At 66.5% G+C, this 18,276-nt stretch carries 19 protein-coding genes; 15 read left to right on the forward strand and 4 right to left on the reverse strand.

What is annotated here, in order from left to right:
• Positions 1-6 precede the first annotated feature (6 nt).
• The 11 genes from DI005_RS38630 to DI005_RS18335 all read left to right on the forward strand — a co-directional run bounded on the left by DI005_RS38630 (position 7) and on the right by DI005_RS18335 (position 6,858).
• Entirely contained in the window at positions 7-270 is a 264-nt protein-coding gene (locus DI005_RS38630; RefSeq protein WP_091675175.1) for a helix-turn-helix domain-containing protein, read from the forward strand.
• Positions 271-678, forward strand: coding sequence for an RNA polymerase-binding protein RbpA (locus DI005_RS18290; protein ID WP_091675176.1), 408 nt, complete (start codon positions 271-273; stop codon positions 676-678).
• Positions 679-971: 293 nt separating this feature from the next.
• The gene (locus DI005_RS18295) at positions 972-1,535 is read left to right on the forward strand and encodes a 6-carboxytetrahydropterin synthase (protein WP_091675177.1); all 564 of its coding nucleotides are present in this window, start codon (positions 972-974) and stop codon (positions 1,533-1,535) included.
• An 11-nt stretch (positions 1,536-1,546) separates the two neighbouring features.
• Positions 1,547-2,254, forward strand: coding sequence for a 7-carboxy-7-deazaguanine synthase QueE (locus tag DI005_RS18300; RefSeq protein ID WP_233520187.1), 708 nt, complete (start codon positions 1,547-1,549; stop codon positions 2,252-2,254).
• A gap of 85 nt (positions 2,255-2,339) precedes the next feature.
• Positions 2,340-2,774 (forward strand): NUDIX domain-containing protein, encoded by a 435-nt coding sequence (locus DI005_RS18305; RefSeq protein WP_091675326.1) that lies wholly within the window; start codon positions 2,340-2,342, stop codon positions 2,772-2,774.
• A gap of 64 nt (positions 2,775-2,838) precedes the next feature.
• The gene (locus DI005_RS18310) at positions 2,839-3,180 is read left to right on the forward strand and encodes a hypothetical protein (RefSeq protein ID WP_091675179.1); all 342 of its coding nucleotides are present in this window, start codon (positions 2,839-2,841) and stop codon (positions 3,178-3,180) included.
• Between the two features lie 82 nt (positions 3,181-3,262).
• Positions 3,263-4,090 carry an inositol monophosphatase family protein gene (locus DI005_RS18315; protein WP_091675180.1) on the forward strand — a complete coding sequence of 276 codons (828 nt, stop codon included), beginning with the start codon at positions 3,263-3,265 and terminating at the stop codon, positions 4,088-4,090.
• A complete protein-coding gene (locus DI005_RS18320) occupies positions 4,087-5,079 on the forward strand; it encodes an aminoglycoside phosphotransferase family protein (RefSeq protein ID WP_113642918.1) in 993 nt (330 codons plus the stop codon). Before DI005_RS18315 ends, DI005_RS18320 begins: the two co-directional genes overlap by 4 nt.
• Positions 5,080-5,111: 32 nt before the next feature.
• The gene (locus tag DI005_RS18325; protein ID WP_091675181.1) at positions 5,112-5,459 is read left to right on the forward strand and encodes a helix-turn-helix transcriptional regulator; all 348 of its coding nucleotides are present in this window, start codon (positions 5,112-5,114) and stop codon (positions 5,457-5,459) included.
• Positions 5,460-5,464: 5 nt separating this feature from the next.
• Positions 5,465-5,917 (forward strand): hypothetical protein, encoded by a 453-nt coding sequence (locus DI005_RS18330; protein WP_091675182.1) that lies wholly within the window; start codon positions 5,465-5,467, stop codon positions 5,915-5,917.
• 593 nt (positions 5,918-6,510) lie between these two features.
• Entirely contained in the window at positions 6,511-6,858 is a 348-nt protein-coding gene (locus DI005_RS18335) for a hypothetical protein (protein ID WP_113642919.1), read from the forward strand.
• An 88-nt stretch (positions 6,859-6,946) separates the two neighbouring features.
• Here the strand turns inward: DI005_RS18335 and DI005_RS39010 are convergent, their stop codons facing one another.
• Both DI005_RS39010 and DI005_RS18345 read right to left on the reverse strand, forming a co-directional pair.
• A complete protein-coding gene (locus DI005_RS39010) occupies positions 6,947-7,909 on the reverse strand; it encodes a hypothetical protein (protein WP_233520188.1) in 963 nt (320 codons plus the stop codon).
• A gap of 276 nt (positions 7,910-8,185) precedes the next feature.
• The gene (locus DI005_RS18345; protein WP_143101885.1) at positions 8,186-9,523 is read right to left on the reverse strand and encodes a hypothetical protein; all 1,338 of its coding nucleotides are present in this window, start codon (positions 9,521-9,523) and stop codon (positions 8,186-8,188) included.
• 918 nt (positions 9,524-10,441) lie between these two features.
• Here DI005_RS18345 and DI005_RS18350 point away from each other — a divergent pair.
• From DI005_RS18350 to DI005_RS18365, 4 genes are all read left to right on the forward strand, one after another.
• Positions 10,442-10,936: a toll/interleukin-1 receptor domain-containing protein gene (locus DI005_RS18350; RefSeq protein ID WP_091675185.1), complete on the forward strand. Its 495-nt coding sequence runs from the start codon at positions 10,442-10,444 to the stop codon at positions 10,934-10,936.
• An 84-nt stretch (positions 10,937-11,020) separates the two neighbouring features.
• A complete protein-coding gene (locus tag DI005_RS18355) occupies positions 11,021-11,386 on the forward strand; it encodes a hypothetical protein (protein ID WP_158559836.1) in 366 nt (121 codons plus the stop codon).
• An 848-nt stretch (positions 11,387-12,234) separates the two neighbouring features.
• On the forward strand, positions 12,235-12,456 hold the full coding sequence (locus DI005_RS18360) for a hypothetical protein (protein ID WP_091675187.1): 222 nt from the start codon (positions 12,235-12,237) through the stop codon (positions 12,454-12,456).
• Position 12,457: 1 nt separating this feature from the next.
• A complete protein-coding gene (locus DI005_RS18365) occupies positions 12,458-13,294 on the forward strand; it encodes a hypothetical protein (RefSeq protein WP_091675188.1) in 837 nt (278 codons plus the stop codon).
• A gap of 1,651 nt (positions 13,295-14,945) precedes the next feature.
• On the opposite strand, the gene DI005_RS18380 is transcribed toward DI005_RS18365, so the two are convergent.
• The gene (locus DI005_RS18380) at positions 14,946-17,405 is read right to left on the reverse strand and encodes an AAA family ATPase (protein ID WP_158559837.1); all 2,460 of its coding nucleotides are present in this window, start codon (positions 17,403-17,405) and stop codon (positions 14,946-14,948) included.
• Between the two features lie 153 nt (positions 17,406-17,558).
• The gene (locus DI005_RS18385) at positions 17,559-18,068 is read right to left on the reverse strand and encodes a DUF4352 domain-containing protein (RefSeq protein WP_199542960.1); all 510 of its coding nucleotides are present in this window, start codon (positions 18,066-18,068) and stop codon (positions 17,559-17,561) included.
• Positions 18,069-18,276 lie beyond the last annotated feature (208 nt).

Here is an 18,276-nt window from a genome sequence, read left to right on the forward strand (position 1 = left end):
CTGATCATGTCACAAATAACGAAGGTCAAGAAGGGGAAGCGGATCACCGGTCCCGCACGGACTCGGATGGGCGCAGACCTGAAGAAGAAGTACGACAAGGGTGCCAGCATCCGCACCCTGGCCAGGCTGACCGGCCGCTCGTACGGCTTCATACACCGGATCCTGTCCGAGTCCGGCGTTCAACTGCGTGCACGTGGCGGCGGACCCCACCGCCAGCCCGGCCAAACCACTCGGACAGCTCGGTCAAGTCGGCAGATCGGAGCCGGGTAGATGCCGAGAGGAACGCTGCGTGGCTACCGCTGGGGCCACACCACGGTGGAGCCCGATCGCTACACCGGACCTGTCGCCCGAGTGACCGCTCGGTTCGCGTGTACGCGTGGGCACGAGTTCACCGTGCATTTCGCATCGGACGCGGAGCTGCCGGCGAGCTGGACTTGTCGGCTGCATGGCGTCGAGGGCTGCGCTCGACTCGGCGCCACCGCCACCGCCACCGCAGCGGGCAAGGGTAAAGGCAAGTCCCCGCGGACACATCTGACGATGCTGTACGAACGACGCAGCGTGGCCGAGCTGGAGATTCTCCTCGCCGACACGCTCGCGGCGATCCGCCGACGAGGAGGCGCGCAGCCGGGCTGCGTGCAATTCGGGGACAGGACGTACTCGTTCCGCTACGACGGCTGACCGTTCTCGCCCAACCGGGTTACCTTTCGGTCCTGACCGGGTGAACACGTGCCGCGCGACGCCGCTGACGTCGTGCCGCTTTCCCTGGTCAGCGCGGTCGACGCCCCATCCGCGCCTCATCGACGCCGCACCCACGCTCTGGATAGCGATGATCACCCGTCGTTGACTTATCCGGACTGCGGCGGAAGGCACACTCCTTCCCCCTCGGCCTTCCGCCGCAGGCCACCCCAGTCCTCGTTGATGAGTACGCGCGTGCGGGAACGCGCTCGTGGTGAAAGGATCTGGCGCTCACGATGCACGGCTCGGCGACAACCGATCACGCCACCGCCTACCTGGCGAACCTCGTGACGGACGATCACGCGCCGACAGCCCACCAGATCACCATCGAGCACACCTTTGAAACCGCGCACCGCCTGCCACACCTTGGGGGCAAGTGCACCAGCCTGCACGGACATTCCTGGCGGGTCGCAGTGCCGGTGATCGCCCCAACCCTGAGCGACGATGTCACCGTCGTGGAGTTCGGTGCCCTCAAAGCCGGAGTCCGGCAGTGGATCGACACCTACCTCGATCACGGCACCATGCTCGGTATCCACGACCCGCTCGCTGTGCACCTTGCCGTAGCGAAGTGCAAGGTCTTCCGCTTCGGCGCTGATCGCTATACGACAGTCGAGGATGCGGAACTGCTGGCTGCCGACTTGGCCTGGCCAACCGTCGAAGCTGTCGCGGTGTTGCTACGACGCGTGAGTCAGGCTGTTCTCGCCACGCTGCCCTGCGCTCCCGATGCCCGCGTCGGCCGGGTGTTCGTGCGCGAAACCCACCTCAATGCCGCGACCTACGGGCCGGTGGACGCACTGTGAAGCCGCCGTTGGTGTCCGATGTGGACCGTGACCTGGTGGTCAACGAGACCTTCGGTCCGACCTTCCAAGGCGAGGGACCGAGTACCGGTCGCTACGCCCACTTCATCCGGCTGTTCGGCTGTCACCTGTCGTGCGATTGGTCCGATAGTCCGGAAACCCACGACCCCAACCGCTATGACCTCAACGCCGAACAGCAGATCCTCTCGATCGAGGACATCCTGTCCTGGCTCGCTGCCGGTCCCGCCGACCTGCTAGTGATCACCGGTGGCGAACCGTTGCTGCAGCCGCACGTTCTGGGGCGGTTGGTATGTGCGATCCGGCAGCGTGCGCTCGCCGCCGACATCGAGATCGAGACGTCCGGCACCATTGCGCCCACGGACATGATCACGTCGGCGGTGACACGGTTCAACGTCTCGCCGAAGCTCGCGCATTCGGGGCTGCGCCGTCATCAACGCATCCGCCCCGCCGTTCTGCGCGACCTCGCCGACAGCGGGAAGGCCATCTGGAAGTTCGTCGTCCAAGAGATTGACGACCTCGACGAGATCCAGGAACTCGTTGGTACTTACGGCCTTCACCCCGTGTGGGTCATGCCAGAAGGCACGGACAGCGCCACCGTCCTGGCACGGATGCGGATGTTGGCCGACCCGGTGCTGGCACGCCGCTGGCACCTGTCGACCCGGCTCCACACGCTGCTGTGGGAGAACGACCGTGGCCGCTGACCTCATCACCGCGGAGTACGCCGGCCACCTTGCGCCGGGACATCGCTCGTCAACTCAGACATCTCCCAACGACAGGCGGTCCACGATGAGCGAACCCAACACCCCGGCCCCCGGTCCCCGCGTCGGGGTCTACGCCCTCATCGGGCAGAACGACCGCCTGCTCCTCATTGGATATCCCGGCCACGATGCACTCCCCGGCGGCCCGGTTCGCGCCGGAGAACCCGTCGAGCAAGCGCTCCGTAGAAGCCTGCTCGACCAGCTCGGCGCGACCATCGCCGAGCTGGACTTCTGCGTCGCTGTCGAGCACGGCCCCAGCGAGGCCGGCGAGCCGTCTGCCTCCGAAGTGGCCTTCCTGTTCGACGTGACGCTCACCAACCCTGACCTCCTTAACGACGCGGCACAGCCACATCGGTGGGCCGACGAACACGACCTCTCCGCCCTCCACCCTCAAGCGGTCCGGGATGAGTTGATCGCGGGCACGCTGTCGGCCGAACGCCCGTGGCGGGCGTGGACGCCATGAGTAGCGCGTTCCTGAGCAGGCCCTGCGGCCCCGACGCTTGCCTCGTGGTCGCGGTGAGCGCGTCATGACCCCAGAACAGGCAGCCGCGCTGACCGAGTTTCCCGAGCTGCAGCGGCTCATCGACCTTCGCGATGCGGGCTGGATGTTCCTTCCCACCGTCGTCGACGGCGAACTCGTCCAGGTGCACGGCGTGCGGACCTGGCCGGAAGGGTGGGCGGACGCCCTGCGTGTCCGTTACACCACCGACGCCGCTGGGCTCCGCAACGACCACACCGGCGGTATCACCTGGCAAAGAGAAGGCACGCTCACCGAGATCATCGACGGCCTCATCGCCTTGCCCGCACCCAGCAACCGGCTCGCGCCCCGGCTCGTCATTGCCCGCGGCCCGCTGCCGCGGAGCGCATGACCCCCGAACTTCGCCGTGAGCACCGTCCAGGTGGCTCTCCGGCGCGAAGCCCTCATCAGCAGAACCCAAGGAACGCCCGTCGATGCCCTTCCCCAATCTTGATCACGCTCTCAAGGCCGCGCAACGCGCGATCGATCTCGCCGTCCACCATGCCCTGAACCATCAACCGACCCACATCACCACCAAAGGTGACCGCGATGTCGTGACCAACGTCGACCTGGCCGTCGAAAACCTCATCCGGCACCGACTGAGCGACTGGGATCCCGCCGTCGGTTTCGTGGGTGAGGAAAACGGATCCTCCGGTGACGAGAACACCTACTGGGTCCTCGACCCGATCGATGGCACTATCAACTTCTCCCACGGCAGCCCGCTGTGCGCGATCGCTCTCGGCCTCGTCCAAGACGACCAACCACTGCTCGGCGTCACGGCCGTCCCGTTCCTGGGGCACCGCTACTGGGCCGTCAAAGGCGAAGGCGCCTACCGAGACGGCGACCCTATCGCCGTCTCCACGACCACCAGCCTCGACAACGCACTCATCGGGATGTGCGACTACGGCAGCGGCCCCGACGCCAGCACCCGCGACCGGCTCTGCAACGACCTCGACCAACGTTTGACTGGCCAAGCTCAGGGAGTGCGCCGTCTGGGCACTACCGCACTCGAACTGGTCTGGGTCGCCGACGGCACCCTTGACGCCAGCATCCTGTTCGGCAACCGCACCTGGGACACCGCCTCCGGAGCGATCATCGCGCGCGAAGCCGGAGCTCTTGTCCTCGATGCCGACGGCAGCCCCCATACGACCCGCTCCCACTGCACGCTGGCCACCACTCCTGCACTCGCGGATGTACTCGTGCCGATGATGGACATCGCCCGCGACACGAACTACTGGCCCCGACCGGCGGGCACCCAGTGAACGCAGCGCGAGCCCTGCTGCCCGAGCACACCGATCCGGAGCACGCGACGATGGACCACCACACCATCCCGCACGACCTGCTGGCCGAGCTGCGCGTGCTGCACAGAGAACGGCCCGACGCTCTGGGCGCGGACCTGCCGGAGCACGGACTGACTCAGCTCACCGGTGGCCGCAACAACCGGGTCTACCGCTGGAGCAGCCCTCGCGGCCCGGTGTGCCTCAAGCTCTACCGCACCGACAAACGCGACCGCGCCCGATGCGAATGGACAGCCCTGCGGCACCTCGCTGACCACGGCGTCACCGTCGCGTGCACGGCGTTGTGGCACGACCCGCATCCCGAACTGCCCGCCGTCGGTTTGAGGCTCGTGCCCGGACGGCCCATCACCGCGCTGGACACGCCACATGCCGCTCTTCAGGCGATGGTGACCGCCCTCGGCCAGATCCGCCAGGTTCCGCTCGGGCCGTTCGCCAGCCTGGGCCGACTGGACTCGGCGAGCGACTTCATCCGACGCATCACCACTACGTGGCCCGAACAACTCCACGAGTACCCCGACGAACCGCTCAGCCGCGACATGAGCAGGATGATCGCGAGATGGCACGACCGCGGCGACGCCACCGTGCTCGCGGAACCGGCGCCGCGTGTGCTTTCCCACGGGGACGGCAACCTCGACAACTGGCACTGGCACGACTTCATCAGCACCATCTACGCCCTGGACTGGGAGTTCGCCGGGCACTCCGACGCCGCCTATGACGCGGCGGAACTCATCGAGCATCCCAGCGCACGAGCGGTCGAGGACGACCTGTGGCTCGCGCTCCTTCCCGAACTCGGGGTCGACGACGGCCAGGCGCGCCGCCGTTTCGCCGCCGCGCGCCGCACCGCCGCCCTCCGCTGGCTGGCCGTCCGCTGGAAACGACGCGACACCAACGTATCCGCCTTCGAGCAGCAGTTGCATCGCACCCGAAGCCTGATCGCAGGCGACCACGAATAGCCCACCATTCCAGCCCACACAGAGGTGTCCTGATGACGAGGAAAACACAAGCTGTCTTGAGCGCACTCCTTGCCGAGCCGGACAAAGAACTGTACGGCCTGGAGATTTACGAACGAACGGGGCTAATGCCCGGAACGACCTACCCGATCCTCGTCCGCTTGCAGCACGCCGGGTTGGTGCGCTCTCGCTGGGAAGACGCTGATCCAACCGACCCCCGCCGGCCACGCCGCCGCTACTACCAGCTCGCGGACCTCGGCATCGGCGCTGCACCAACGATGGCGGTCGAGGCGACCGGCCCGCTGGTACTCCTACGCCGCTGGCTGACCTGGACGCCACAGCCCGCTGTCCAGGTCGCCACGTCGGGCACGTCCGCGAGGTAGTCCACATGCACCTGCCTCAGATCGATCCCCAAGCAGTAGCTCTCGGCGACGCGCTCGCCACCGCATTGGAACAAGCGGCGAAAGGCGGAGAAATCGAGCCGGTAATCCGCGCCGCAGACAAGATCATCGCGGCCGGTCTCTATTTCGGTACGCAAGGCGAACTGGTGTCCATGATGTTGTTCCGCCTGGAACTGGCCAGTGGCGTGCGACCGCCCAGCCCCTACTACGACCTGAGCGTGCGCCTGGTCGAGGAAGCGGTGTGCACGGCCGGTGAGATGAAGGCCGCCGTGTGCGGCACCCTGCTGATGCGCGGGCAGGAACAGGGATGGCTCGAGCCCCACCTCTACGACATGCTGGCCAGCGCCGCGCACGGCCGCCCGGACTGGCAGTTGGCAATGTCGTTGATCGAACGGCAGGACCGTGGTTCCGCCCACACGCCGCGCCCGGCGGAGAACTAACGCCGGCGATGGCGGTCGCGTGGATTGTGGGTGGCTACACGCTTGGTGCACTACTCGCCGCGCTGCTGGCGTTCTTGGCCATCGCGCAGGTACGAGCATGGCGAGCCAATCGGCAAGTCTACTTGCGACCACCGGACCTCTCGCCCGCACAAGTCCGATGGGCGAATGAAAAACGGCTCAGCGACGATCCCGAAGCGACGCTGATCATCCCCGCCGATCACCCGGACTACATCAGACCCGTGAACTGGCAAGCGTTGCGGGTACGAGGCAGACCCTGGCCGTTTCGCACAGGAGGAGGTCCGGGCGGCTTGCACACGCCCCATGCCGCCCGCAGTATCGGTCGCCGTTTCCGCCCGCCACACGGATAGCCCGCAGGTCAAAGCACTCGTCGCCGCATTGGCGCCTCACGCCCGCCGCATCGGCGCTCTGGAGCCTCATGCGCATGAACGTTTCACTGCCTTGACAGCAAGTTGATCTGACGCGACTGACAGCGGGGCGGCGACGCCCGGAGGGCGTTGCCGCAACCATGACATTTCCCAACGATGAGGCCGGTATTCACCCGTTCCGATGGGTGAGGCACCGGAAATGATCTCGTGGCCGCCGACGCCATACATGGCGCGCGCGTTCGCCGCCATGCCGACACCGGAGCCCCGCTCATCCGCGATCCTCCGGAGGAGTATGTCGGGCAACACCGGTTCATTCTCGGCGATGACAACCCGACCATGCCACCAGAATTCCTGTTCCCACTTAAGGACGACTTACCCAGCGCGGCCACCGCGTACCTACCGCGCGTTGGGAGGCTCGGCGCCGAGCCAGCATACGAAGCCCGCGACGGCGATCTCGCTATCGAGAGAGCCGCGGCGACTCGGGCGATTCGGCACAGCAGCGAGCCAAATCTCGCGTTCCTCCAGCGGGTCCTGGATGGCCTACAGCGGATGTGAGCCCGCGCCAGCCATCGCTGGCCAGCCCCACGAGTACGTGATGGCGCCATTCACAAAGAGGCTGGGCGGTCGACCTCTCAGGCAGCTGCTATCGGCGGAACCCGCGATAGCGGTCGCGCGGCGGGACGTTGCCGAACTCCTCGAACCACCCCTCGGCCTCGTCCCGTGCGAGCGGCATCCGGTGGCTGAGCAGACCTTCGTAGTCCTTGTCCTGGAACAGGACGTCCTGCAGGGTGTCCCAGTCGTAGTCAGATCGCGAGGCCGGGAGATCAGACTCCAGGTCTGCGACGAGTTCGTGTTCGTCGTGGTAGAGCCGCTCGGCATCCTGGATTGCCAGGTCGAGGGCGATCTCCTCGGCCGTGCACGTCGGTGTGGGATACCGCCCGACCTGGAGATCCGAGCTGAGGTCGTCGAAGGTGCGGGCGTAGCGGCGCAGGAACCAGTCGTCCTGATCAGTGACACAGGGCAGCACCGCACCCAACGGGCCGGGCGCTCCGTCGCGGCTCATCCTCGTCCGATAGACGTAGTCGTATGCCTCGTCGGCGAGGATGGCCAGCGCGTGACCGAGCACTGCGGCCGTGCGCGGCGTCAGCGTCGCTGGGAGGCAGATCTCGCACCCGCCGTCCGCGCATTCTGGGCATTCGACGCAATCGTTGCGACACGTCCCGCAGATCTCGCACCGGCCGGGGCAGTTGGTCGTCGGGAACAGCAGAAAGCCGCCGTCGCCGGCCGTCGGGAGTTGCCGGGCCACACGTGAGGCCGCCGGATCCTCGGTGGCAGTGGCCAGGATAGGCAGCAACGCGGAGATCGTCTTCCGTGTCGAGGCGGATGCGCCTCCCAGCACCGCCTCCAAGTGCCGCTCGGCGGTGACCTGGTGCAGCAGGACGCCGTTGAGCGCCGACGCCAGCACGGTGGCCGACGGGGCATCGGGCAAGCTGACCAGGGCCTCGGCTTCGGGACCGTCACCGCCGTCGACTATGGCCAATACCCCGTGGGCGTCCGGCGCGTGCTGGGGCACGAACGCCAGATACGACTTCGTGGCGGCGGACATCGAACTCCTCGGGGTTGTTCCAGGACCAAACGGTATGACCAGGTCCCTTCTCGCGGAACCATTGACAACGCGCGTGTCACGCTACGGCCGACCACTGGCAACGGCTCGCCCCGGTGGATACGACCGCGGGGGCGTGGGCTCCCGATTTCGGACGAGGTCGCTGCTACTGCCCGCCGCCACTCGGCAGCAAGCGAATTCTTTGAGTTCACGCTGTCGCCGCCATGGCCAGGCAGACTTGCCGGTCTCACACGAACGCCGGGAACGCGTCAGGGCCTGCTACGCCCACACCTTCCACTCCTCGGTGAATGACTGCCACGGATGCCGTCCGGAATCGTTGCGGTCCATCAACTGCGCGGCGCCTTCAGCCCACATCGGAAGGTCTGCCATCTCGAGTAGTAGTCGCCGCTGCATCTCAGCCCAGCGCAGCTCGATCGTTCGAGTGCCGCGGTGGGCGCGGAGCACGACCTCGTCTGGCCGGACGGTTTCCTGATCGCGAGGGAGTACCCACTCCGCGGCGAGACCGACATCGTCCAGCGCGGCCAGCAGCGGTTCGCTGGACATCGTGACGAAGTACATGGCGTAGTCGGTGATCAGCCGCGCGCACAACGCGGGCGACAGCGGATAGATCGACCATGGAGGCATCGTTGGCGAGCGCGCCACGAGGTCATCGCTGCGCGCGTAGACCAGGTGCCCGACATCCAGGATGCGAGCCCGTTTGACGGTCTGAAGGTGTTCGACGGCCGTCCGGTCGATGAGTTCACGTTCCGACCACAGTTCGTAGCCGCGCACGATGTCGGTCGCCACCAGTGCCCGGCCGCCGGGAACCTTCATCCCTTGGACACCACGGTCGTGGGCGAGGTCGAAGGCTGTACTCAGCAGGTCGAGGTGGGTCTTGTATGCGATGTCGAGCGGCACCAGTCGGCCGGGCAGATCACCGGGCAACGGTCCACCGGATCGGATCGCTTCCTCGGCCATCCGCTGGCGCCGTAGTTGCCGCGACACGGTGCGGTTGGGATCGGATTTGATCTCGTGCAGGTACGCCTCGTAGTCGTTGCCGATCTCCTTGAAGGAGGTGGCGTCGCCGATGGTCAGGCACGAGGTGAGGTCGTGAAGCAGGACGAACCGACGCTCGTCGTGCCACCAGTCAGTCACGAACTCGCGTTCGGCGGCCAAGCCCTTCTTGCCGACCATCGGGCCGGGATGTTGGTTCCGAGAGAGGGCGATGATGACTCGCCGGTCGTAGCTGAATACTCGCCAGGCCAGACCATCAGCGACCGACCGCAGTTGACGGTCGACCCGCTCACAAACATCCGCCTCCAGATCCCAGGTCTCGGGGCTGGTCGCCGAGTCGGTAGACCTCAACTCGGGGGCGTCGGCCGGCACAGCCTTGCCCTGCCGGAGCAGCTTCGCGACGCGCCGACACCCTGCCCGATGTTCCTGGACCTCAAGCACTCGCGCGAGCAGGTCCTGCTGGAAGTCGTAGAAGTCCTCGGCACTCCGACATTGCCGCAACGCGGTGATCAGCCGCACGAGGGCGCCGACCCCGTCCTGGTGAATCGGGTGGCGGAAGATCTGGTTCGTTCGCTCGAGCGGCATGTCGTTTAGCAGCGGCATCAACGGAGCCTCCCACGACATCGCCGGGCGCCAGGCCGATCAGCCGGGCCAACCGCTCACCAGATCGAACGAGACGTCTCTGAACAGGGAGAATGGCTGCGCCACACGCTGTCATCCCGGTCGGCGATCCAGCGGCTCGGTAATGCCGCACCGGTCGGCAGCGATGGAGTTGACGGGTGGGCCAGCCTTTCCCCCTCGATGCTGGCCCACCCATGGTCTGGCTCGTCTGCCTACCCTGACCAGCGGGTTCGACGCGATAAGTCGATCTTCGTCAGGGGGCGAGGTGAACGGGACCTCGTCGAGTTCCGCCACGGAGCAACAACTAAGGCGAGCAAGGCGTAGCGCCGCTGGAGGAAGCGCGACGCTCCCGCGACGAGTGGATGACCACACCGCTGGCGTGAGCTGCGCATAGTGAGGGCCGAGGCTCTCCGGACAGTCGAGCTACGCCGAACAGGCGCTTGGTCAGGAGCAGCAGGGTCAATCCGCCCCTTCGAGGCGCTCAGCGCCCGAGATCGCCAACAAGCTCGCGGGACAGGCCGGGGTTGTGGCGACCGAAACCGCCCGATTCATCCGCCCGGCCGCCCCTTGGGGAGGTGTCCCATGGATGTCCCATTTGGCGTCGAATTCCATCACGGAAAACGGAAAACGTCAGGCGGCAAGGCTGCGCAGTGACGTAAGTATGTCGGAGGGCGCCTCTACCATGGACATATGGCGCAATGCACAGCACCGTCCCGAGGCCACCGCACCGCGAGCGGGGCTGCGAACTGCCCAGCGTGCAGCAGCCGGGGAAGGTCGTCCTACCGCTCGGCCTACTCCTACACGTCGCCCCGGCCGTCCTACGGCGGTGGCGGCGGGTCGAGCTACGGCAGCTCGTCGGGCGGTAGCGCAGGCTCCCGTCGGACCAGGACCGGCAGGTCGGTGTCGTACACGCCGACGGAGTGGCGCACCGTCGAGCCTTTCACCGAGAAGGCCAGTGAGCAGGCTCAGGCGCACCCGGAACGCCGCGACCTCTTCTTGTGCCACGCTTGGCCTGACCGAGAAGGCAGCGCGAAGGAGCTGCACGCCCACCTGAAGTCGAACGGTGCGTCGGTGTGGTTCAGCGAGGAAGACCTGCCCCTCGGCTCGCTCATGATCCGCGAGATCGACAAGGGACTACGGAACTCCCGCGTTGGCATCGTGCTGGTCACGCCTGCGCTGCTCAAGAGCATCAACGACGAGGGCGTAGCGGAGAAGGAACTCGCCGTGTTGCTCTCCACCCGGCGCGTCATTCCCGTCTTACACGGGGTGGGCTTCAACGACCTCAACGACGTCAGCCCGATGTTGGCCTCGCACGCTGGGCTGAGCACCACGGAGTCGTCGCTCGACGTTGTCGCAGCCAAAGTCGCTGCCGCTGCCGCTGCGCTCGCGGACTGAGGTCAGCCGAGCCTGCACGAGCAGGCGAGCCCGTTGCCGCGAGAAGCGCTGACCCTCGCCGACCTGCAGACGGTGGATAGGGCGGTGCTGCGGTTGGAGAAGGAGGCGCGGGTCCGCAAGAAGGCGCGTGCGGTGCTGAACACCGCGCTGCGGGCGCGGGCGATCCCTGGACGGTGGGCAGACGCTGTTCAGTGTCCATCGGACAATCACTCGCGGGTGTGGTCCGAGGTCGGGTCGTTCGACGACCTGGTGCAACTCGGCCGGCAAGCCGACGGCGACGTCGTCCGTTCGCAAACCGCGTGCTCCGGGATCCTCCGCAGCGACGCGCCGCTGGCTGGGCAGCTCCAGTCGACGCCCGCCATGGCCGCGAAGCTGCTCGTCGTTCTCACCGACGACCGCGTAACCCTTCTGACCAGGACGTTTCACACTCCGGCCTCGAGAACGGTTTGAGACAGAAGTGCCGCTCGGCAAGCTCGCGCCCCGGTGCTGCGAGAAGACGCGCCATCGAAGTGGCGACCTCGTCCACGGCGGCTGGCGAAGGCAACCTGTACCTCGCTGAACAGGGCTTTCATGTCAGGAAGTCGCGCTCTGCCGAGCCGCGGGAGACGGTAAGGCGATGTCGGCGGCACAGCAAGGCGACTACCAGGTCATTCACAGAGCTCCGGTGTACGCACAGTGGCGTGAGCTGGCACAACAGCGACCATGGTCCTCCTTTGTGGACGTACGGGACACGGCGAGCAGGGACTATGGATTGCGGACGTCCCGTGCGGATGGCCTCTGATCAGCAGTTCCGGACAGTTTTGACCTCCGAGAAAGGGGCTGCACTTCATCTCGCGGCTGCTCCGGCACCGCGAAGGGCCGATGGTGTCCGGTTTATCCGGAATTCTTCGTCAAACCTGTTTGTGCTGGTCAGAGGCTACTGTCGGCGCGGCCGATGCCGACGGCACGGCCTCTGACCTGGAATGACGCGTTCCGGCGATGCGTGCCCGAGGCGTCGCGACGGAGACGTCCCTGATCAGCGGAAACGGCCGCGACCGGTGCCGGAACGAGTGTTTCCGCAGGTAAGGAGGGGTTTGAGCAATCCCGGCCCCGATGGGCGAGATCCACTCAAAATCGGTGGCGCAACTCACATCCGAGAGGGGTCCTGCCCGGACAGCGCGCGTTGCCCATCTCCCGCCACGGTCCTCCATGATGGAAAAGCCCCGGCGAGAGCGGTGGCAGGCCACCACCAGCGTTGCTCTCGCACCCGGCACGTCGACAGCCCTCAACCGCTGACACCCAACTGGAGTGACCACCTGATGTCCGCATTCTCGCTTTCGGTGCCGATGCCGCCTCGCACCACGTGTGGTGCCGCACCCCGCGCTCAGATCATCACCCTCGGCGTCCTGGCCGTCTTCGTCGTCGTGATGGTGGTGCTGGGCCAACCGCTCACCGTCGCTGCCGGTGTCGCGGGATGGCTGGTCACGGTGACGGCCCCGGCCCCGGCCACGAGGCGGAACAAGCGACGGAACGAGATCTGATGTGACGACGATGAGCATCCCTCCCACACAGGGCAAGTCGGCCAACGGAAGCAGCGCGGAGTGGCGCCTCGACGCGGAGCTGCTGCGATCGACCTTGGCGCGGCTACGCGAGCGGCCCGTCTCCGGTGCGATCTGGCCGCCGACGCTCCTGGCCTTTGAAACGGGCCTGCCGATCACCGAGGTGGAACTCGCCCTCGATCCTGGCCGCCAACGCGACCGTGCCGCGAAGCCGGAACTCGCTGCCTGGTCGGTCTACGAGCAACTTCTGTACCTGTTGCAGCCTGGTGATCACGACCGCGAGGTCTGCCAGGCAGCACATGAACGGCTCGCTCAGCATTTGTGGCAGCGCGTCTCTCCGCCGCGCGACATCGCCGCCATCGTCAGCGAGGCGGACTTCATGGCCGCCATGGCGGCGCTGACCGCGAAGGCAGATATGAGCCTGCGGGCGATCGCGGCGGCGATGTGGGACCTTGACCGCAAGCACACTTGGAGCAAATCCGGGCTCGAGCCGTACGTCGCGGGGAAGAAGCTGCCGCCGCTGGACAAGAAGGAGCACCTGCGCACCTTGCTGTTGGTGTTGTGTGATCGGGCTGGGCGGCCCGTCGAAGATGTCGAGCACTACCTCTGGGCGTGGGACTCGTTCCGACCTCGTCCTCGGTTCGGCCGCCCGCAGCTCGTGACCCTGCCGGCTGCTTCGCGGGACCAGGAGCAGAACCCGCTTCGCATTTCGGCTCGACGAGTACCCCGCACGATCCAGCTGACCATGTCCGCCGCGACGATCGGAGTCATTGCTCTGATCGTGCTCGTCGTCATCGTCGGGGTGGCGCTCTTGATCTAAGATCGGGCCGGTGACCAGGCACAACAGAGTACGGAGGCAGAGGGTGCGGTCCCTGCCCAGCACCGATGACGGCACACCCGGTCACCGCAGTCGGTGAACCTCCTGCCGACGATCCGGAGGCGGGGACGGTTTCGATGAACCGCCTGGTCTTGATCTTGAGGCCACAGCTCCAGGAAGGCGAAAATGCCCAGCCGCGGACCATTGGATGCCGACACGCTGCTCAGCGGCGACGAGACCGAAGCGCTCCTCGCCCTTCTTTCCGACATCTCACAGGGCCACGGTGGCGACCCCGGTGTTCGCGACGCGGCGAGCGCAGCGTGGTCGCTTCTGGGCAACCGCTCGGCAGCCCAAGGCGGATACGCACAAGCTCGTGACGACAGCTACTACGCCCAACTTCTGGGGAGAATGCAAAACCGGGACCGGCCCTGGCGTTCCACGCGGTAACCACCGCAGCCGGATCCGGCTTCTGAGCGGGGTCCGGCCCGTTCGCCCATCGTTGCGGGCGGCCGTGCTGGCGGTCAGTTGCCACGTGGCACCCGCCGCGCGCCGGTCGGGTTGTCCACGTTCGGGTACACCCGTCCGACGCGGCTGCCGCCGACCGGAAGAACGGCTACGGCCGGGCCGCGACGCCGAGGGAGGCGACGGCGCGGCAACTGACTCACCCACTCAAAGATCGGGGCCGCCCGTGGGAGTCGCGGGTCGGGACACCGCGCTCCCGCAGCTTGGTCAAGACAGTGGTGTGGTCGACGTTCAGGTGTTCGCCGACCCGTGCCAGAGACCAGCCAAGCTTGTAAAGGTGGATGGCGTCATCGACTTCGTCAGGGGACAGTCCCCGTCGGCGCATCTGCACACCGTTCCGGTGGAGTATGTTGCTGACCGTTCGCCGATCAATGCCGAACAGGGCACCTAGCTCGTAGGTCGTGGCACCGTCCAGATAGCCCTGGATCAGCGCTTGGGTCTGGACAGTATCGAGTTGCCGTGCCCGACCTGGCTTAGGCCGGTCGACGGGCTGCGGAGCGGGCGCGGACGGGTCGGGGAGCTTCTGGAGCAGGTTCTCCAGGGCTTCTACCTGGGGTTTTGTGTTGTAGTAAGTTCCCCCAAGGTCCACGCATCCGAGGCCCGTGCCCGCGTAGGGCGCGGGCCTTGTGCGTTTCGCTCGTCGTATCTGGGGGCCGGGCCCCCAGACCCCCACGGTGCGGGCTCCTTGGGAGTCGGCGTGGTGGCGTTGGTTGTGGAACAACGTTGCCTAGGAAGTTGATGCTCGGCGTGTGTTACCAGCTTTCTCCGAGTCGTGACGGACGGACACTACGCACGACCGCGTCGACTTGATCCATCAGATGCCGAACCTCGCCCACGGTAGGCGTGAGCTCGTAGGCGTGGTGGTGGCAGAGATGGCTGAGTCCGTTCCATGCGAGCGCGGCGATCTTCGGCACTCCATCCTTCTCACGCATGAGCACTTGCAAGCTGATCAGCCGGGATCGCATGTTCGCTCGCGATAGGTCGTATCCGAAGGACGTCAGAAGCCGATGCACGGCGTCCTCAAGGGACTGTCGCGCAAGGACGGCAGCGAGTCGCGTTGCCTGTGGGAGATCACCGGCGCTCTCCAGAATTCTGCGCGCGTGACCCAGCAAGTCCGCCGCGGTGAGCTCGGTCATCGCCTACCCGACCGGATGTCATCGACGGTTCGCCAGACGTCCCGCACCAGGTCAATGGCGTCTCCGGACGTGCCCTGGTGGACGGCGTCGCGTACGAGGTAACGCGTCGATCTGCGCCAAGGCTTGGCTGTCCACCAGCTGGAGACGTCGTTCGACCCGGCGCCACTGAGCGTCAGTGCGACACGTTGACTTGTCGACCTGGTCTGCGCCCAGCGGTCTTCGACATCCGTGCGGTGGTCGCCGGCGATGAAGCGCCGCGCCATGTAGGTGTCGCGCGCGGCGGCCTCGACCGCCATGCGGGCCATTCCGCCGATGACCCGCTTCTTGACGTCGTCGGGCACCTCGCAATCCTTCGCCACCGCGTGGGCGTCATCGAGGTACCGCTGAGCGGGGTCGGAACAGGCGTCCACCCGCACCGAGGAGTTGGCCTTCCGCGTGACCTCGAGAATCCGTGCGTCGAGCCCCATCTGACGCACCACTTGCGGAAGGCGGTCGTCGTGGGAGAACACAATCACCTGGCGGTGTTCGGCGATCTTGGCCAGCACATCCGCGAATCCGTCGACCTTCGCCGGGTCCATGGCCTGTACCGGGTCGTCCAGCACGACGAACCGGAACGGACTGCCGTCCATGGTGGCTCGCGGCAGGAACAGCGCCAGACCCAACGCCTGTAGCTCGCCCTGACTCATGACGCCGAGCGCGCCACCCGTGGCATCGGCCCCGTCGACGTTGGCGCGCAGTTCGAGGCGTCTTCTCGTGTTCGTCCCCTTGAACTCGATCCCATCGAGGTCGACGTTGCTCTCCTGTTTCAGCGCCGCCCAGATGTCACGGGCGATGTTGGTGATGCGCTCGCCGTGCTCGTTGCGTAGATCGGTGACGCACTTCTTCATGAATTCGTGCGCCGACTTCACCATCCCGACCGACGCTTCCTGCTCCCGTGCCCGACGCGCCAAGCCGACCCACGCCGCCAGTCGTTGGGCGAGCGGTGCCCACCTGTCCTCGTGGGCGGTGAGAGTTTCCTTCGCTTCTCGGGACAGCGCTGCGAAGCCCTCGGCGAGGTCCTCGTACGTCGCATCGAGATGGTCGGCGATCGCCGAATCGTCGGGCGCCTGCGACCACAGTTCCCACGCGGTCCGCGCGGTGTCGAAAGCTTCCAGCGCAAACTGGCCTGCACGGAGCGGTGCCGGTACCTCACGGGCCAGAGCCCGAGCCTGCTCCACCGCCCGGTCTCGCTCCGCGCGAGCTTTTTGAAACACGATGAGCTCGGCGTCCTCGGACTCAAGCTCCCGCTCGACCTGCTGCCGCCACGCCGAGTCCAGCGTGCCGACACCGCAGACCGGACAGGGACCGTCCCCAGCATGGTCGTGAAAGGCCAACGTGTCGCGGAGCAGCTGTGCCCGACGTGCGGCGGCATCGACGGAACCGATCGCGTGGTCGGCGAGTTTGCGGTCGGCCTTGCGAACGGCTTCCGTCACCGCGGCGACCTCGGCCCGATCCGGAGCACGAAGGCCTGCCAGCGCTTGTAACCGCGCCAGGTCGCCGATGGGTGTGTTCTTCCGCCCGACGGCGATGGCCGCCAGGTCGTCGAGGGCGGGCGGGCGCTTGTTCAGCAGAGCGAAGGCTTCGGCAGCCCGTTCGTCGTCGGATTCCGACAGCGCCGCCTTGACGGTGCGCTGCTCAGCCTTGGCCGCCTTGTCATCCTCCTGCAGCCGTTTCAGCGCCTCAGCCAGCCGTCGCTCGGTGTCGGTGGCCTGGTCGAGCCCGAGGATGGCGTCCAGTTTGTCGAACAGTTTGCTCGGGCCCGCCTCGAGCAGGCCGCCCAGCTCCTCGTACGACAGGATCGGTTGGTACAGGTCGAGGGCTCTGGTCCAGCCGAGGCTTTCGATGCCGGGTTCACGACTCTGTCTCGATCGCTGTACCCAGACGTTGCGTTCGGCCAGCTCGGCGCCCGCTGCCCAGTCCACCCCGATGGTCGTGGAGCCGGCACCCTCCTCGGCGAGCTCGATTCTGATCGACCACGGCTCGCCGTCATGGAGGTTGCGCCAATGCTGTGACCACGCGGTGGCCTTCTTGCGCCACCGGTAGGTGCTCCCGGTCAGCGCAACCTCGAGCGCTTCCGAGAAGCTGGACTTGCCGGAGCCGTTGCGCCCGGCGACAACGGTCAATCCTGGGGCCGGGTGCAGCTCGAGCCGCGACTCGGCCCCGATCCCGCGGAACCCACGCGCCTGGATCGAGCTGATGAAGGCCCCGACCGGTGCCCGATCGTCCGCTTCGGTAGAGACCTGACGCTCTGGTGGCGAGTACCGGCCTTCCAGGGCCTCAGCAAGTTCGGCATCGCCGTCCAGTGCGGCGAGTACACAGAGCTTTGCTTCGTCGGTCAGGCTCGGCGCCGCTTCGACTCGCGCGCTGATCTCCTGGACGAGATGGCCGGCCTCGCCACTGTTCCCCGTGTCGGTCATTGATCCCTCGGTGATTGTCAGGTCGACTTGCTGTATGCGGTCGAGTAGCAGCGGTCGCTCGTTAACAGGTGTGTTCGTTTCGTGACGGACAGTCAGCTGTCGGATCGCTCGTAGCGGATACCGCGGGAAGGCATTCGGCGCCATCGCCAGTCGTCACAACCGCACCGACGCGCCCCCGCTGAAAGCCGAGTCGTGCAGTTCGAGGCGGCTGGGCTCGGTGCCGTCCGGGATGTCGAACACGACCACCCCGTCAACCCGGTTACCCGGGTTGATCTCCTCCCAGAGCGTCCTTGGCGAATCCAGGTAGAGAGCAGCTTCGGTGTCGGGCGAAAATTCGCGCCCCTGCGCGTCGAACAGTTTCTGGTTGGCCCCGAACAACGTCTGCGGTTCGGAGCCGATGTTCTCGACGCTGATCCACACGAAACAGAACTGCCCCTGCGCGGTCTTACCCGGGTATTGGCCGCCGATCTCGGTCTCGCCGCAGTCCAGCTTGGACACGGTGAACTCGAACTTGCCGTCGCGCACTGGAGTGTTGAGACCGGCGGTCTCGGGTGTCTGGCCCGGTTCGGTTTGGACGGTGCCGGCCGGGGCGTTGTCGTCGCCACCACCGACGGCGGAGCCGATGCCGGCGACGGCGACGACGCCGAGGGCGGCGGTGAGCACCTTGTGCCGGGCGAACCAGCTGCGCCTCCTGGGCGGAACGGGCGGGCGAGCGTGGTGCCCCTGCGGGCCGTGAATGGGGTCGAAGGGCGGCGCCTGGGGCGGATGCGTCATAGGGCTGGCCTCTCGGATCGAGCTCGTGTTAACGAGCTTCAGTTGACCTGAGTATGTGAACATAGTCAACAGCACATCGACCGCTGTGGTAAGTTCA

It is taken from the genome of Prauserella sp. PE36 (assembly GCF_003311655.1).
Taxonomy (GTDB): domain Bacteria; phylum Actinomycetota; class Actinomycetes; order Mycobacteriales; family Pseudonocardiaceae; genus Prauserella_A; species Prauserella_A endophytica.

Excerpts from the sequence above, each read along its gene's own strand:
- DI005_RS18310 (WP_091675179.1), top strand. The coding sequence starts at position 2,839 with ATGACCCCAGAACAGGCAGCCGCGCTGACCGAGTTTCCCGAGCTGCAG.
- DI005_RS18360 (WP_091675187.1), top strand. The coding sequence starts at position 12,235 with ATGTCCGCATTCTCGCTTTCGGTGCCGATGCCGCCTCGCACCACGTGT.
- DI005_RS38630 (WP_091675175.1), top strand. The coding sequence starts at position 7 with ATGTCACAAATAACGAAGGTCAAGAAGGGGAAGCGGATCACCGGTCCC.
- DI005_RS39010 (WP_233520188.1), bottom strand. The coding sequence starts at position 7,909 with ATGTCCGCCGCCACGAAGTCGTATCTGGCGTTCGTGCCCCAGCACGCG.
- DI005_RS18290 (WP_091675176.1), top strand. The coding sequence starts at position 271 with ATGCCGAGAGGAACGCTGCGTGGCTACCGCTGGGGCCACACCACGGTG.
- DI005_RS18325 (WP_091675181.1), top strand. The coding sequence starts at position 5,112 with ATGACGAGGAAAACACAAGCTGTCTTGAGCGCACTCCTTGCCGAGCCG.
- DI005_RS18345 (WP_143101885.1), bottom strand. The coding sequence starts at position 9,523 with ATGCCGCTGCTAAACGACATGCCGCTCGAGCGAACGAACCAGATCTTC.
- DI005_RS18315 (WP_091675180.1), top strand. The coding sequence starts at position 3,263 with ATGCCCTTCCCCAATCTTGATCACGCTCTCAAGGCCGCGCAACGCGCG.
- DI005_RS18295 (WP_091675177.1), top strand. The coding sequence starts at position 972 with ATGCACGGCTCGGCGACAACCGATCACGCCACCGCCTACCTGGCGAAC.
- DI005_RS18330 (WP_091675182.1), top strand. The coding sequence starts at position 5,465 with ATGCACCTGCCTCAGATCGATCCCCAAGCAGTAGCTCTCGGCGACGCG.
- DI005_RS18305 (WP_091675326.1), top strand. The coding sequence starts at position 2,340 with ATGAGCGAACCCAACACCCCGGCCCCCGGTCCCCGCGTCGGGGTCTAC.
- DI005_RS18380 (WP_158559837.1), bottom strand. The coding sequence starts at position 17,405 with ATGACCGACACGGGGAACAGTGGCGAGGCCGGCCATCTCGTCCAGGAG.